This window comes from Paraburkholderia graminis C4D1M (genome assembly GCF_000172415.1).
Lineage (GTDB): Bacteria > Pseudomonadota > Gammaproteobacteria > Burkholderiales > Burkholderiaceae > Paraburkholderia > Paraburkholderia graminis.
Window position 1 is genome coordinate 102,672 of record NZ_ABLD01000008.1, and the last position, 12,922, is coordinate 115,593.

11 protein-coding genes are annotated in these 12,922 nt (G+C 62.4%); 5 read left to right on the forward strand and 6 right to left on the reverse strand.

Features of this window, described 5'->3' with window-relative positions:
* Position 1 precedes the first annotated feature (1 nt).
* From BGRAMDRAFT_RS15920 to BGRAMDRAFT_RS15930, 3 genes are read right to left on the reverse strand one after another with little or no spacing between them, the layout of a single operon-like run.
* Positions 2–2,317 (reverse strand): xanthine dehydrogenase family protein molybdopterin-binding subunit, encoded by a 2,316-nt coding sequence (locus BGRAMDRAFT_RS15920; RefSeq protein WP_006049810.1) that lies wholly within the window; start codon positions 2,315–2,317, stop codon positions 2–4.
* Positions 2,317–3,210 carry an FAD binding domain-containing protein gene (locus BGRAMDRAFT_RS15925; RefSeq protein WP_006049811.1) on the reverse strand — a complete coding sequence of 298 codons (894 nt, stop codon included), beginning with the start codon at positions 3,208–3,210 and terminating at the stop codon, positions 2,317–2,319. Before BGRAMDRAFT_RS15925 ends, BGRAMDRAFT_RS15920 begins: the two co-directional genes overlap by 1 nt.
* 46 nt (positions 3,211–3,256) lie before the next feature.
* Complete coding sequence (locus tag BGRAMDRAFT_RS15930) at positions 3,257–4,093, reverse strand: alpha/beta fold hydrolase (protein ID WP_006049812.1); 837 nt, start codon at positions 4,091–4,093, stop codon at positions 3,257–3,259.
* Positions 4,094–4,450: 357 nt separating this feature from the next.
* Between BGRAMDRAFT_RS15930 and BGRAMDRAFT_RS15940 the strand changes: the two genes are divergently transcribed.
* The 3 genes from BGRAMDRAFT_RS15940 to BGRAMDRAFT_RS15950 all read left to right on the forward strand — a co-directional run bounded on the left by BGRAMDRAFT_RS15940 (position 4,451) and on the right by BGRAMDRAFT_RS15950 (position 7,248).
* A complete protein-coding gene (locus BGRAMDRAFT_RS15940; protein ID WP_006049813.1) occupies positions 4,451–5,242 on the forward strand; it encodes an ABC transporter permease in 792 nt (263 codons plus the stop codon).
* Positions 5,243–5,363: 121 nt separating this feature from the next.
* Positions 5,364–6,356, forward strand: a complete 993-nt coding sequence (locus tag BGRAMDRAFT_RS15945) for an ABC transporter substrate-binding protein (RefSeq protein WP_006049814.1) — start codon at positions 5,364–5,366, stop codon at positions 6,354–6,356.
* A gap of 55 nt (positions 6,357–6,411) precedes the next feature.
* Positions 6,412–7,248 carry an ABC transporter ATP-binding protein gene (locus BGRAMDRAFT_RS15950; RefSeq protein ID WP_006049815.1) on the forward strand — a complete coding sequence of 279 codons (837 nt, stop codon included), beginning with the start codon at positions 6,412–6,414 and terminating at the stop codon, positions 7,246–7,248.
* Between the two features lie 93 nt (positions 7,249–7,341).
* On the opposite strand, the gene BGRAMDRAFT_RS15955 is transcribed toward BGRAMDRAFT_RS15950, so the two are convergent.
* Positions 7,342–8,397: a porin gene (locus BGRAMDRAFT_RS15955; RefSeq protein ID WP_232292278.1), complete on the reverse strand. Its 1,056-nt coding sequence runs from the start codon at positions 8,395–8,397 to the stop codon at positions 7,342–7,344.
* Between the two features lie 89 nt (positions 8,398–8,486).
* Positions 8,487–10,127, reverse strand: coding sequence for a UbiD family decarboxylase (locus tag BGRAMDRAFT_RS15960; protein ID WP_006049817.1), 1,641 nt, complete (start codon positions 10,125–10,127; stop codon positions 8,487–8,489).
* A gap of 253 nt (positions 10,128–10,380) precedes the next feature.
* Here BGRAMDRAFT_RS15960 and BGRAMDRAFT_RS15965 point away from each other — a divergent pair, with 253 nt between their 5' ends.
* Positions 10,381–10,983, forward strand: coding sequence for a UbiX family flavin prenyltransferase (locus tag BGRAMDRAFT_RS15965; protein ID WP_006049818.1), 603 nt, complete (start codon positions 10,381–10,383; stop codon positions 10,981–10,983).
* A gap of 1 nt (position 10,984) precedes the next feature.
* Here the strand turns inward: BGRAMDRAFT_RS15965 and BGRAMDRAFT_RS15970 are convergent, their stop codons facing one another.
* Entirely contained in the window at positions 10,985–11,887 is a 903-nt protein-coding gene (locus tag BGRAMDRAFT_RS15970; protein ID WP_006049819.1) for an SDR family oxidoreductase, read from the reverse strand.
* A gap of 99 nt (positions 11,888–11,986) precedes the next feature.
* Between BGRAMDRAFT_RS15970 and BGRAMDRAFT_RS15975 the strand changes: the two genes are divergently transcribed.
* The gene (locus tag BGRAMDRAFT_RS15975) at positions 11,987–12,916 is read left to right on the forward strand and encodes a helix-turn-helix transcriptional regulator (RefSeq protein WP_006049820.1); all 930 of its coding nucleotides are present in this window, start codon (positions 11,987–11,989) and stop codon (positions 12,914–12,916) included.
* The last annotated feature ends 6 nt before the right edge of the window (positions 12,917–12,922 follow it).

The window sequence follows — 12,922 nt, forward strand, 5'->3', positions numbered from 1 at the left end:
TTTATTCCTCGGATAGCGGTTCATTGCGCGCGGCGCACAACGCACGGTACACACGCTCGGGCGTGAGCGGCAGCGACTTCAGACGCACGCCGACCGCGTCTTCGATGGCCTCGGCAATCGCCGACGCGACGCCGAATGTCGAACTCTCGCCGACGCCTTTCGCGCCGAACGGCCCGTTGCTCTGCACCGAGTCGACAGTCTCGCGCCCGATGACCGGCGGAATATCGTGGATGCCCGGAATCTTGTACTCGGCGAACGACGCATTGCGAAGCTGCCCGACCTCGTCGAACTCCATGCGCTCGAACAGCGAAATGCCGAGCTGCATGATGGCCGCGCCGGAGATCTGCGTGTCGACCACCTTCGGATTGATCGGCGTGCCGCAATCCACCACATGCTCGAAGCGCAACAGCTTGAAGTGGCCCGTCTCCGTATCCACTTCGACTTCGACGCCGCAGCCGCCCACCATCCAGTTCGGTGTGATGTTCTCCGACTGCCCGGTCTCGTGTTCCGGCGACTTGTACGGCGGAATAAAGCTGCCTATGCCGACGATGTTGCCCGCCTGCATGCCGTACTTGCGCCGCAGCAGTTCGCCCGCTCGGCTCGCGGGCGCGGCCGGCACGCCAAGTTCATCGGCGAGTTCGGTGAGTTTGCGGTTCACGTCTTCAGCGGCGAGACGCACCGCGTGTCCCATGTGGAATGTCGAGCGCGAGCCGAGCGTCGCCATGTCGTAGGGCGTCACGTCCGTATCGGGCCGCATCACGCGGATGCGTTCGGCGGGAATGCCGAGCACTTCACCGGCCATCAGCGCAATCGCGGTTTCCGACGCCTGGCCCATGTCGACCGTGCTCGAATAAACCGTGCAACTGCCGTCGCCCGCGAGGCTCACCATCGCCATCGACGTGGTGGGCGCCACCAGCGCCTTGAAACCGACGCCGATTCCGCGGCCGCGCCGCAGCGTGCCTGTGCCGTGCTCGAACGGTGCCGCCCAGTTCATTCGCTGCGCGACGCGTTCGAGCACGAGACCGATCGCCGCGTCGTGCATCGGCGTGCCGGTTGCATGCGGACGCCCTTCGCGCAGAATATTGCGGCGGCGGAATTCGAGCGGATCGATACGAAGCGCGCGCGAAATCATATCGGCGTGGCTCTCGTAAGCCCACACCATCTGCGGAATGCCGAAGCCGCGAAAGGCGCCCGCAGGCGGCAGATTCGTATAGACCTGATACGAATCGATCCACACGTTCTCGATGTCGTATGGACCCGAAGCGGTAAAGCCCGACTTCTGCGTGACGCGCGGCCCGATATCGGCATACGCGCCGCCGTTCCACCAGACCTCGCATTTGCGCGCGGTAATGCGGCCTTCTTCGTTCACCGCCGTTTTCATGCGGAACGTGGTGGCGTGCTTGGTGATCGTGAAGAACTGCTCTTCCATTGTCAGCGAGATTTTCACGTTGCGCCGCGACAGCAGCGCCAGCGCGACGACGAGTGCTTCGAGCTTGATATACAGCTTCGCGCCGAAGCCGCCGCCGAGCAGCGCCGACTTCACGCGCACGCGGTTCTCGTCCCAGCCCAGCAGACGCGCGATTTCGATGCGCACGAACGACGGGCTCTGCGACGCCGTATGCACCGTCAGCATTCCCGTGCCCATATCCGGCTCGGCAAGCGAGACCATCGGCTCGAGCGGCGTGTGCATCACCTGCTGCGTGGTGAACGTGTCGTCGAATACATGCGCGGCGCTTGCGAAGGCCGCCTCCACGTCGCCGCGCCGCAACTGGAAATCGAGCGCGACATTGGTGCCTTTGCGTCCGGCAAGATGCTTCAGGTCCGGGAACGTACCCGCTGGGCGCAGGAAGTCGTGCACGAGTACATCCGATTGCGCAGCCTCGACTTCGTTGAACACGGCCGGCAATTCCTCGTATTCGGCCATGATCAGATGCGTTGCCTCTTCTGCGATATGCGGATCGGCCGCGAGCACGACAGCAACCGGCTCGCCGATGTAGCGCACTTTATCCAGCGCGAGAATCGGCTGGTCGTGAAACGCCGGGCCATAGTAAGGCTCGGGAATCACCTTGCGAATATCCTCGCCGGTATACACGGCGAATACGCCCTCCATTTCACGCGCGGCGCTCGTGTCGATGCTGACAATCCTTGCGTGCGCCATCGTGCTGCGAAAAATCTTGCCGTACAGCATGCGCGGCAGCACGAGGTTATGAATGTACTCCGCGCGGCCCGTCACTTTCGAGCGCGCTTCGAGCCGGTTCAATGCGCGGCCCACCTGCTTTTGTGCTGGCTGTTCTTCCAGCGCCTTGTCGATCTTCATTACGCATGATCCCCGAATTGAGCGGCGCGTCCGCTCGCGGCGGCCAGCGCCGTGCGCACCGCGCGGCCCAGATAGACCTTCAGCAGTTGCTTCTTGTAACTCGCGGACCCATGAGGATCGCCGACGATATCCAGTTGCGCCGCAGCCGCTTCGCCCGCTTCACGCAGAATCGCGTCGTCGGGCGCCGCGCCGCGAAGCAGCGCCTCGGCGTGCGTGAGCCGTGTCGGCCGGTCCGTCGCCGCGCCGACAATCACGCTCGCGCGGCCGATGCGCGGCCCCTCTATATCGAGCACGACAGCCACGCCGAGCGCAGGCCAGTCATGCGCCGCGCGGGTCGTGACCTTCATGTACGCAGCGGGCCGGCCGGCTTGCGGCGGCACGATCACTTCGGAGATGAGTTCATCGCGAGCGAGCACCGTTTCGTAATAGCCCGTGCACAATTGCTCGACGGGCACCGTGCGTTCGCCGTGCGGACCCGTGATCGTCACGCGTGCGCCGAGCGCGCTCAGCACCGGCGGCATATCCATATGAGGATCGGCGTGACCGAGGTTGCCGCCGATGGTCGCCACATTGCGCACCCGCACATTCGACAGCGTGCGCAACGTGCGGGCGATGAGCGGCCATCCCTCCTTCACGACCGGCGAATGCTCGAGCGTCGCGAGCCGCGTCAATCCGCCGATACGCAACTCGCCGTTGTCGTCCAGGCGAACCTGCGCATAGTGCGGCTCGATATCGCGCAAACTGACGAGCCGCGTCGGCCGCAGCACGCCGGCCTTCATCATCAACATCACCGCGGTGCCGCCGCCCACCGGGCGAATATCCGGGTCTTCCGGGTCCAGCAGCGCAATCGCTTCCTTCAGCGACCGTGGCTTCGCGAGCTCAAACGGAATCATCCAGGCACTCCTTGTTGCGCGTATTCGTTGCAGGTTTCTTGTGCATCTAGCGGGCGCAGCCTGCGCGATCGAGCAGCGCGTGCAGTTCGCGCGCGACGATGTCGGGCGTTTCCAGCGGCGTCAGATGACGCGCCTTCGGGATCTCGGTGAAGGTCGATCCGGCGATGCCCGCGTGCAACGCGCGCGCCATCGCGGGCGTCGCCGCATAGTCCTCTTCACCGACGATCACGCACGTCGGCACTTTCACCTTCGCCATCAGCGCGCGGCCGTCGAACGAACCGAGCATGCGGCCGGTGGCGGCGAATGCGGCAACGTCGTTGCGCAGGAAGGTGTCCACGCAACGTTGCACCACTTGCGGATGCGCGGCGCGAAACGCGTCGCTGAACCAGCGCGTGGTCTGAAACTCGACCAGCGGCGCAAGGCCGCCGGTCTCGGCCTTCTGGGCGCGCGCGTCCCAGTCCTGCGGCGCCGTCTCGCCGTACCACGCGGTCGTGTCGATCAAGCCCGCGCCGATCGCATCAGGACATGTGGCCGCGAATTGCAGCGCGACGCAGCCGCCCATCGACGCGCCCGCGATCAGCACATTGCGAAAGTCCGTCGCGCGCAGCACGTCGTAGACGTCCTGCGCAAACAGCGACACCGTGTACGGACCAGCCGGCTTGCCGGACGCGCCGTGACCGCGCGCATCGATGGCGAGCACAGAAACACGCGGCAACAGCCGCTCGACGACAGGCGCCCAGAAGTGACGGTCCATCGCGAGCGAATGCACGAGCACCACGCGCACCGTGTTGTCTTTTGCGCCGTAGAGGGTGTAGCCGATTTGCGTGCCGTCACGCACGGTAACGTGCGACGACACGACATCGGGACTGATCGGTTGATTCATTGCGTGCTCCACTGGCTGTCGAATGCGTTCGAGTTCGGGTCATCGAGCCCTCAGCCGGATATTGCGGGCTCGCCGTTGGACCGGCAAACGACGATCTTTCATGTAAAGCATGAAAACAATTCATCGCTTGCGAACGGACGTTCCATCGCATCGACGACGATGCGCGTTTCGTTATTGCGCATCGCGCCGCCGCACGCAGCGGATGAATTTCTCTCATATGCGGCATGAACAATTAGCGTTTGCCCGGCGCATGGCTGGCGGTCAATCTTGCTGCCAGAGCATGCCGGCGCATGTCCGCGCGCGGTCTCTTCCAGTTCTTCCCGCTCTTCCGCTTCTCAACCATAAAGGTCGAATGCCGTGAACTTCACCAGGAAAGTCCTGAGTTCGCAGTGGGTCCGTCCGCTGCTGCTTATCGTGGTCATCGTGCTTGCGTGGGATCTCGTGATACGCATCTTCAAGATTCCGCCGTATCTGGTGCCGACGCCCGAAGCGATCCTTCATCAGATCGCGGCGCAATGGTCGATGCTGCTGGAAGAATCGTTGCCGACGCTGTACGCGACGCTCGGCGGCTTCGCGCTTTCGGTGCTGATCGGCGTGCCGATCGCGATGCTGGTCGCCGCGTCGCCGCTGATCGAGAGCTACCTGTACCCGCTCGTCGTGTTTTCGCAGAGCATTCCGAAAGTGGCGATTGCGCCGCTTTTTGTGGTCTGGTTCGGCTTCGGACTCTTTCCGCGCATACTCGTTGCGTTCCTGCTTGGCTTCTTTCCGGTGGTCGTATCGACGGTGATGGGTTTCAAATCGGTCGAGAAGGATCTGACCGATCTGGCGAAGTCGATGGGCAGTTCGCCGGTGAAAACGTTCTTCAAGATCAGCCTGCCGCACGCGCTTCCGTCGATCTTCGCAAGCATGAAGGTGTCGATCACGCTCGCTGTCGTCGGCGCGGTGGTCGGCGAATTCGTCGGCGCGAATTCGGGACTCGGCTTCGTGCTGCAACGTGCAAACGGCAACTTCGACCAGCCGCTGATCTTCTCGGCGCTGGTCGTGCTGTCGGTGATCGGCGCGCTGCTGTTCGTCGCCATCGACATGCTGGAGCGCATCGCGATTCCGTGGCATGCGTCGCATCGCTCGCGGCTGCTTGGACGCGCTTAACGCGTTCGCGGCGCTCGCGGCGTTCGCGGCGTTCGCGCGGTTCCACCGCATTCGCTTTGACTACCCCACATCAAGAAGCAGACAGCACCCATTTCAGATGGGGCCACAGGAAGGAGACACCATGAAGTCACGAAAGCCGACGCGCATGGCAGCCGCGCTCGCGTTTGCAGCGGTTTGTTGCACGAGCCACGCCGCTTACGCGAAAGACTCGCTGACATTGATGCTCAACTACACGGTCAACGGCGCGGTCGCACCGTTTTATCTCGGCAAGGTGAAGGGCTACTACGACGCCGAAGGCATCGATCTCAAGCTGATGGAAGGACACGGCTCGGGCCCGACCGTGCAGGCCGTCGCGACGCACAACGTGGACATTGGCTACGCGGACTTCAGCACGATGGTCAAGGTCGCCGCGATGGGCGCACCCGTGAAAGCGATCGGCGTGCTGATGCAGGAAAATCCGACCTCCGTGGTCGGCCTCGCGGACAAGAACATCAAAACGCCGCAGGACATCAAGGGAAAAACGGTTGCGGTTGCGCCCGGCGACGCGTCGTCGCAGCTATGGACGATGTTCATGAACAAGGTCGGCCTGAAGGACTCCGACTTCAAGACCATCACCGGCAATCCGCAGACCACGATCAATGCGGTCATTACGGGTCAGGCGGATCTGCTGGTCGGCTTCGCGACGATCCCGCTGATCTCCGTCGAGCAGGCCACGAAGAAGCCTGCGCGCGCGATCCTGTTTGCCGACTACAACGTGAACGTGGCGACGCTTAGCATCATCGCGCGCGACGACATGATCAAGGACCATGCCGATCTGCTCAAACGCTTCATGCGCGCGACGGCGAAGTCCGTGAACGACAGCGAGAAAGACCCGGCCGCCGCGGTCGATGCGCTACTCAAGACGCTGCCCGCCGCCGGTTCGCGCGACACGATGATCCGCACGCTGCAGGCGACGATCCCGTTCTACCGCACGCCCGAAACCGAGAAGGCGCCGATCTTCCACGTCAGCGCGAAGAACATCGACGACTCCGTGGCCGCGATCGTGCAGTACAGCAAGCTCGATCCGTCGGCGAACGTGCCCGCGAAGTACTACACCGGCGCATTCGTTCCATGAGCCGCACTAGCGCCGCCGCGTCGTTCCTTTCCGTTCACCCGAAACCCGCCCCGCTATGACCACCGTACTCAAGCTCGACGACAAGCATCACCGGTCTTTTTCCGCGCCCGCGCCCGCCAGATCGCTGATAGAACTGCGCGGCGTGACCAAGAGTTATCGCAGCGCGCAAGGCATGATGGAAGCGCTGAAACCGCTCGATTTCGACATCCGCGAGCAGGAGTTCGTTTCGATCGTGGGGCCGTCCGGATGCGGCAAAAGCACGTTGCTGAAGATGGTCGCCGGACTCGAAGCGATCTCGTCGGGAACGATGACGTTGTCCGGCGAGCCGATTCGCGGTCCGCAAAAGAATGTGGGCATCGTGTTCCAGAGCGCCGTGCTGCTCGCGTGGCGCAACGTGCTCGACAACATCCTGTTACAGGCGGAGATGCGCCGCATGCCGAGGCGCGAAGCACGCGAGAAGGCAATGCAGCTAATCAGCATGGCCGGTCTCGAAGGCTTCGAGCAAAAGTATCCGTGGCAACTTTCCGGCGGCATGCAGCAGCGCGTGTCGATCTGCCGCGCGCTCTTGCACGAGCCGTCCGTTCTGCTGATGGACGAACCTTTCGGCGCACTCGACGCAATGACGCGCGAGAGCATGAACATGGAATTGCAGCGCATCTGGCTCGAATCGAAGAAAACCGTGCTGCTCATCACGCACAGCATTCCTGAAGCGGTATTCCTGTCGGACCGCGTACTGGTGATGTCGGAACGGCCGGGCTCGATTGCCGCGATTTACGACATCGATTTGCCGCGTCCGCGTTCCCTTGAGGTGATGGCAACGCCGGCATTTCTGCATCACACGAAGACGATTCGCGCGCACTTCAATGCGCAAGGGTCGCTCGACGATCACTGAACACTGATTGTTCAAGCAAAAAAAAACCGGTTGGAGCCTGAAGGCTTCCAACCGGTTTTTTTTGCGTGAGTTGAGATGCAGTAGAAGCTACGGCTAGAACCAGTGATTCATACCGAACGAGATACCCGTCTGTTTCGCGTGACCCGACGCGTTCAACGTTGCGTTAGTGACATAAACGCCGGTGAAATGCGTATAGTCGATGTCCGCATAAAGCTCCGTGCGCTTGGAGAGCAGATAGTCAATGCCGAGAATCGCCACGTCTTTTCTGCCGTCCACGCCGCCCGTCTTGTTCTTGTTGTCGTAATACGCGGCAGTCACGCTGAAGAACGGCGTCGCCTGATAACGCAAACCGCCCCACAAGTACTGATTGCGCGTCATGCTGCGCGCCGAAGCGGGCGTGTCCTGCAAATCGAGCGAGTAACCGGCCATCACATCGACAGGGCCCACGCTCACCGTGCCGCCTGCCGTGTACTGGTCATTGCTGAAGTATTCGCTCGACGTCGCCGCCAACGGATTGGACTTGTGCGTATAGCCCGCGCCCAGCTTGATCGTCTTGCCCCGATAGTTCAGGCCGCCGGCGAGCGTCGAGCCGTGTGCGGCGCTGCCCGGCACGCCGCCCAGCGCATATTCGCCGCGAACCACCCACGGCCCGAAAAGGCCGCGATAGTTGATGTCGTTATCGTCGCGTCCGGTGTTGCCGCCCGACACCGCCGTCGATTCCGTAATGCCGAGGTAATGGAAGTCGAACGGCTCGAAGTCCTTGATCAGAAAATGCTGGAGCGTGAATTGCCGCCCAATATCGACCTGCCCGAATGGCCCGCCTATTCCAACCGTCGACGTGCGCTGGAAGATCTGGTTGTTGGTGTTGTTATTCGCGCCGGTCGACAGCACGAAGCCTGCTTCCAGATTGAAGCGCGCATAGTAGCCGCCGCCCAGATCTTCCTTGCCCTCCAGGCCCCAGCGGTTGGAGTTGTAGACGCCGTTCGACGCCATCGTCAACGCCGCGCCGCCCGCCTTCGTGCCGTTCACGAGATTGCGCAAGCCGCCGTCGAGCGAACCGTATAACGTGACGCTGCTTTGCGCATGCGCCGCGCCGCTCGACAGCCCAAGCAACGTGAATGCCGCGAGCGAGCGCGTCAACATACTCATTCGTACAGCCGGAACTGCTTCTCCTTTGTCGTGCATATCTCCTCCATCGATGTCGTTCTATTGATATGGTGGCCGCTATCCGCGGCGCGTTAGATGTCTTTCTTTTCGGCGAAGAACCAGTCGGAATCCTTATTGATCCACTCAGGCCCGACGCGTTGACGCGTCTGTTCCTCGCCCGTTTCGAAGTACTCGCTCTTCACGGCGCGCTGCGCCATCGCTTCGTTGCGCTCGTCCCAGTCGCCCATCGAGACGCCGTACCACGGCCATTCCGGACGCAGCGGCGGCAGCCCGAGTTCTTCCCAGATCGCTTTCGCGTTTTCCATGTACTCGCGCGTCGGCAGCGAAAGCGGCGGCAGCTTTTCCTTGCGTGTCGCGTTCATCAGGATCACGCCGTCAACCGCATCGTCGCCGCGTTGCGCGCCCGACGTGCGCGGTCCGTGTCCCGTATCGCGGCCGTGCAGGATCTGCACGTCCTTGATCGCGTTCATCCGGTAGCTCATCGACCAGAAGATCGCATCGCTGTTTTCGGGGTTGATGTCGTTGCTCACGGCAACGACCAGCTTGCCGACAGCCGGTTGCAGCGACGCCGCGCCCATCAGCGCGCGCCATATTTCGGTTTCGGTTGCCTTCTCGCTGAACACCACGATCACGAGCTTGCGCAGATTGGTCAGCGGCTCGTGCATCACGACCTTTTCGACGCTTGCGATACGCAGCGAATTCTTCAGATGGTCGAGAAACAGCGGTTCAAACGCGACTTTCTTGACGAGCGAACTTTCGCTCGGCGTGACCTGGCTGATGATCGACACGAGATGCGCGTTCTTGCGTCGCGTAATCGCCGTGACGTTCATGTACGGATTGAATTCCTGCAAATTCACGTGACCGTGCGATTCGCCGAAAGGCCCTTCCGGTTCCAGTGTGTCCGTCGGAACGAATCCTTCGATCACGATTTCAGCGTCGGCGGGCACGAGTAGATCGTTGGTCCTGCACTTCACCACGCGCAGCGGTTCGCCGAGAATCGCGCCGGCCACGCCGAGTTCGTCCACGTCGATCGGCAGCTTCTGGACCGAGCAGAACGACACGGCCGGATGGCCGCCGATCACGAGCGCGGCAGGCATCGGCTTGCCCATCGCCTTGTACTTGAGCCAATGCTGATAGATGCCTTGCCCCATTTCGATCGACGGATTGCAACCGACGCGGCGCTTACCCTTGATCTGTCCGCGATACGTGCCCATGTTCTGAATGCCGTTTTCCGGATCGACGGAAACGTACTGCGAGCACGTTGTGTACGGCGCGTTGTCGAAGCCCGGCGTCGAAATGGGAATCGGCAGATGTTCGAGACCTTGACCGTCGACATCGAGTTCATCGCCGATAAAACACACTTCCTGGCACGGCGCTTCGTTCACGAGAACGGGCGCGATCGGATTGCCCTTCGCCTGCTGCCACTTTTTGCCGATCTGATCGACGGGCACGCCCATGCCGATCGAGTAGACCTCGCGATTGATCGACAACGCGCCGACCACGACGGGCAACTCGTAGCGGCGTCCTTTGCTGTCGACGACGTTATGAAACACGAACGCCTTTCGATCCGACTCGGGAATGCCGCCGCGTAATTGCCAGCGCACGAGCGGATGGAGTTCGGTGTCCTTGTTGATTTCGCGGTGTACGTGAACGACAAGGCCCTTTTCCTCGAGGGCCTGCAAGTGGGTCTGGAACGAGGGGAAAGTTTTCATGGTTGTCCGGTGAATGATCAAGGGGAACGACGGTGAGCGCAGACTGACGCACAACGACCTCCCCTCGCAAACGCTGATTTCTCATGTACGTCATGAACGGATTTCATCCGCGGACAATGAAAAGCCCTCATGCGAGTCATGAACAGATTTCGTTTGAACGACAGGGGCCATGTCATGCAACCTGAGTGCGGAGACGGACGAACATACGAACCTACGAACCCGCCGCGCAGCGGATCGACAAGAGACGACGAACATGGACCGACGCAAACGTATCGTGGTGGGAATCAGCGGCGCTTCCGGCGTTGTCTATGGCGTGAGGCTGCTCGAGATGCTGCGCGAGCTCGACGTGGAGACTCATCTGGTGATGAGCCGCTCGGCGCAAATGACGCTCGCCTACGAAACCGACTTGCGCGCGGCCGACGTTCAGGCGCTGGCTTTCGAGCACTATCCCAATGCCGATATTGGCGCGGCGATTTCGAGCGGCTCGTTTCGCGTCGACGGCATGATCGTCGCGCCGTGTTCGATGAAAACGCTCGCGGAGATCGCGACGGGCAACACGGGTTCGTTGCTGTCTCGCGCCGCGGATGTGATGCTGAAGGAACGCAAACGCGTCGTGTTGATGGTGCGCGAGACGCCGCTGCATCTCGGGCATCTGCGCAATATGACCGCGGCGACGGAAACCGGCGCGATCATCTATCCGCCGGTGCCGGCGTTTTACGCGCGGCCCGACAGTTTGCAGTCGATGATCGATCACACGCTGGGACGCGTGCTCGATCTATTCGATATCGACGCGGGGACGGTGAAGCGCTGGACGGGCGAACACAGTCAGAAGCTCGTCAGCGTGTCGAACGGTTGAGTCACGCCGGCACATCATCGGCGTAACGTGCTTCGTCGAGATCGGCGATCAGCGTCGGGCCCGCCGGTTGCCAGCCCAAACGTGCCTGTGTCAGAGCACTCGACGCGAGCATATCGAGCGCCGCGAAGATCGCCATCCATCCGAAATACGCCTGCGTCTGCTCGCGCGCGATCGAAACGACCGGCAGCTTCAGGCCACGGCCCAACGCCTCCGCGATCTCCCGCGCGCTCACCCCCTCCTCGCCGACCGCGTGATAGCGCGCGCCGCGCTCTGCCCTTTCGATCGCGAGCCGGTACAGCTTCACGACGTCCGATAGATGTCCCGCGGGCCAGCGATTACGGCCCTCGTCGACATACGCGCAAACCCCCTTCTCGCGCGCAATCTGGATAAGCGGCGTGATCAGCCCTTGCCGGAACGGGTTGTGCACTTGCGGCAGGCGCATCACCGAGACATTCACGCCTGCCTCCAGCAGAACGTTACTCGCCAGCTCCGTTGCGAGTCGCGGATTCGGGTGCGCCGTGTTGAACACATCCTCCGTGGCGGGCTGCCCGTCGTCGCGGCTGCCCGCGCCCGTGCCCGACGTGACGAGCAACGGACGATCGGAACCGGCCAGCGCCGATCCGAGCGCTTCGATCACGCGTGCGTCCTTCTCGCAGTTCGCCGCGAAGCGCGAAAAGTCGTGGTCGAATGCGAGATGGATGACGGCGTCCGCGTTCGTGACGCCGCCGCGCACGCTGTCGACGTCTTCAAGCGTACCGCGATGAACGTCGGCGCCCGCGGCGCGCAGCGCCTGCGCGCCCGCATCGGAGCGCGTCATGCCGATCACCTGATGACCGGCCTCGATAAGTTCGGGCACCAACGCCGAGCCGATGAAGCCCGTTGCGCCCGTCACAAAGATTCGCATGGCAATGCCTCCTTAGGTAGTCATCCCTGTACTATGCGTTCATCCGCTATCCTGTTTAAGTAGTGACGTTATCCCGGTAAAAGGACTAACAGGCTCAGCATGTCAGTGAACGACGCTCAAACCCTCGGTGACTTTTTGCGCAGCCGCCGCACGCGTCTGGACCCGGCGAGCTTCGGCTTTTCGGGCCGTAGGCGCACGCCTGGACTGCGCCGTGAGGAAGTCGCCCAGCTTGCCCACATCAGTTCCACCTGGTACACCTGGCTCGAACAGGGCCGCGGCGGCGCGCCGTCCGCGCATGTGCTCGAGCGCATCTGCGCGGCGCTGATGCTCACCGATACCGAGCGCGAACACGTTTTCATGCTGGGTCTCGGGAGGCCGCCCGAGGTGCGCTATCGCGGCGTCGACGGTGTGAACCCGCGGTTGCAGCGCGTGCTCGATTCGCTCGACGCGAGCCCCTCGATCATCAAGACGGCGACATGGGACGTGGTCGCGTGGAATGCGGCCGCCGCGGTCGTGCTGACCGACTACGGCAGGCTGCCGGCCGGCCAGCGCAACATCCTGCGTTTCCTGTTCGGCGACCCGGCCGTTCGCGCGAAACAGCACGACTGGGAAAGCGTCGCGCGCTTCGTGGTCGGAACATTCCGCGCCGACGTGGCGCGCGCAGGGCTCGCTTCCGAAGTGGGCGAACTCGTCGACGATCTGCGCCGCGCCAACGCGGACTTCGACCGCATGTGGCGCGAAAACCAGGTGCTGGGTCACGGTGACGGCGAGAACGTAAAGCGCCTGCTGCATCCCACGCTCGGGCAGGTCGAAATGGAATATTCGCTATTCGCCGTCGATGGCCGGCCGGATCTCGGCATGGTCGTGTACACGCCATTGGATGCGCTCATGGCCGAGCGCATCCGCGCTGCCGCTCTTCAACATCGATCGATCGCCGCCAGCCGCCGACATGAAACTGCATCGTCGCCGAACGGCTCGCCTTTAGAGTGCGAACAGGACATCACGCGCGTCGGTGCCGGTGCAAACTGAACGCAT

What these genes read in the sequence shown, in the direction of transcription:
- BGRAMDRAFT_RS15945 (WP_006049814.1), top strand. Translation starts at nt 5,364, where the DNA reads ATGAAGTCACGAAAGCCGACGCGCATGGCAGCCGCGCTCGCGTTTGCA.
- BGRAMDRAFT_RS15970 (WP_006049819.1), bottom strand. Translation starts at nt 11,887, where the DNA reads ATGCGAATCTTTGTGACGGGCGCAACGGGCTTCATCGGCTCGGCGTTG.
- BGRAMDRAFT_RS15975 (WP_006049820.1), top strand. Translation starts at nt 11,987, where the DNA reads ATGTCAGTGAACGACGCTCAAACCCTCGGTGACTTTTTGCGCAGCCGC.
- BGRAMDRAFT_RS15920 (WP_006049810.1), bottom strand. Translation starts at nt 2,317, where the DNA reads ATGAAGATCGACAAGGCGCTGGAAGAACAGCCAGCACAAAAGCAGGTG.
- BGRAMDRAFT_RS15950 (WP_006049815.1), top strand. Translation starts at nt 6,412, where the DNA reads ATGACCACCGTACTCAAGCTCGACGACAAGCATCACCGGTCTTTTTCC.
- BGRAMDRAFT_RS15960 (WP_006049817.1), bottom strand. Translation starts at nt 10,127, where the DNA reads ATGAAAACTTTCCCCTCGTTCCAGACCCACTTGCAGGCCCTCGAGGAA.
- BGRAMDRAFT_RS15955 (WP_232292278.1), bottom strand. Translation starts at nt 8,397, where the DNA reads ATGAGTATGTTGACGCGCTCGCTCGCGGCATTCACGTTGCTTGGGCTG.
- BGRAMDRAFT_RS15925 (WP_006049811.1), bottom strand. Translation starts at nt 3,210, where the DNA reads ATGATTCCGTTTGAGCTCGCGAAGCCACGGTCGCTGAAGGAAGCGATT.
- BGRAMDRAFT_RS15930 (WP_006049812.1), bottom strand. Translation starts at nt 4,093, where the DNA reads ATGAATCAACCGATCAGTCCCGATGTCGTGTCGTCGCACGTTACCGTG.
- BGRAMDRAFT_RS15965 (WP_006049818.1), top strand. Translation starts at nt 10,381, where the DNA reads ATGGACCGACGCAAACGTATCGTGGTGGGAATCAGCGGCGCTTCCGGC.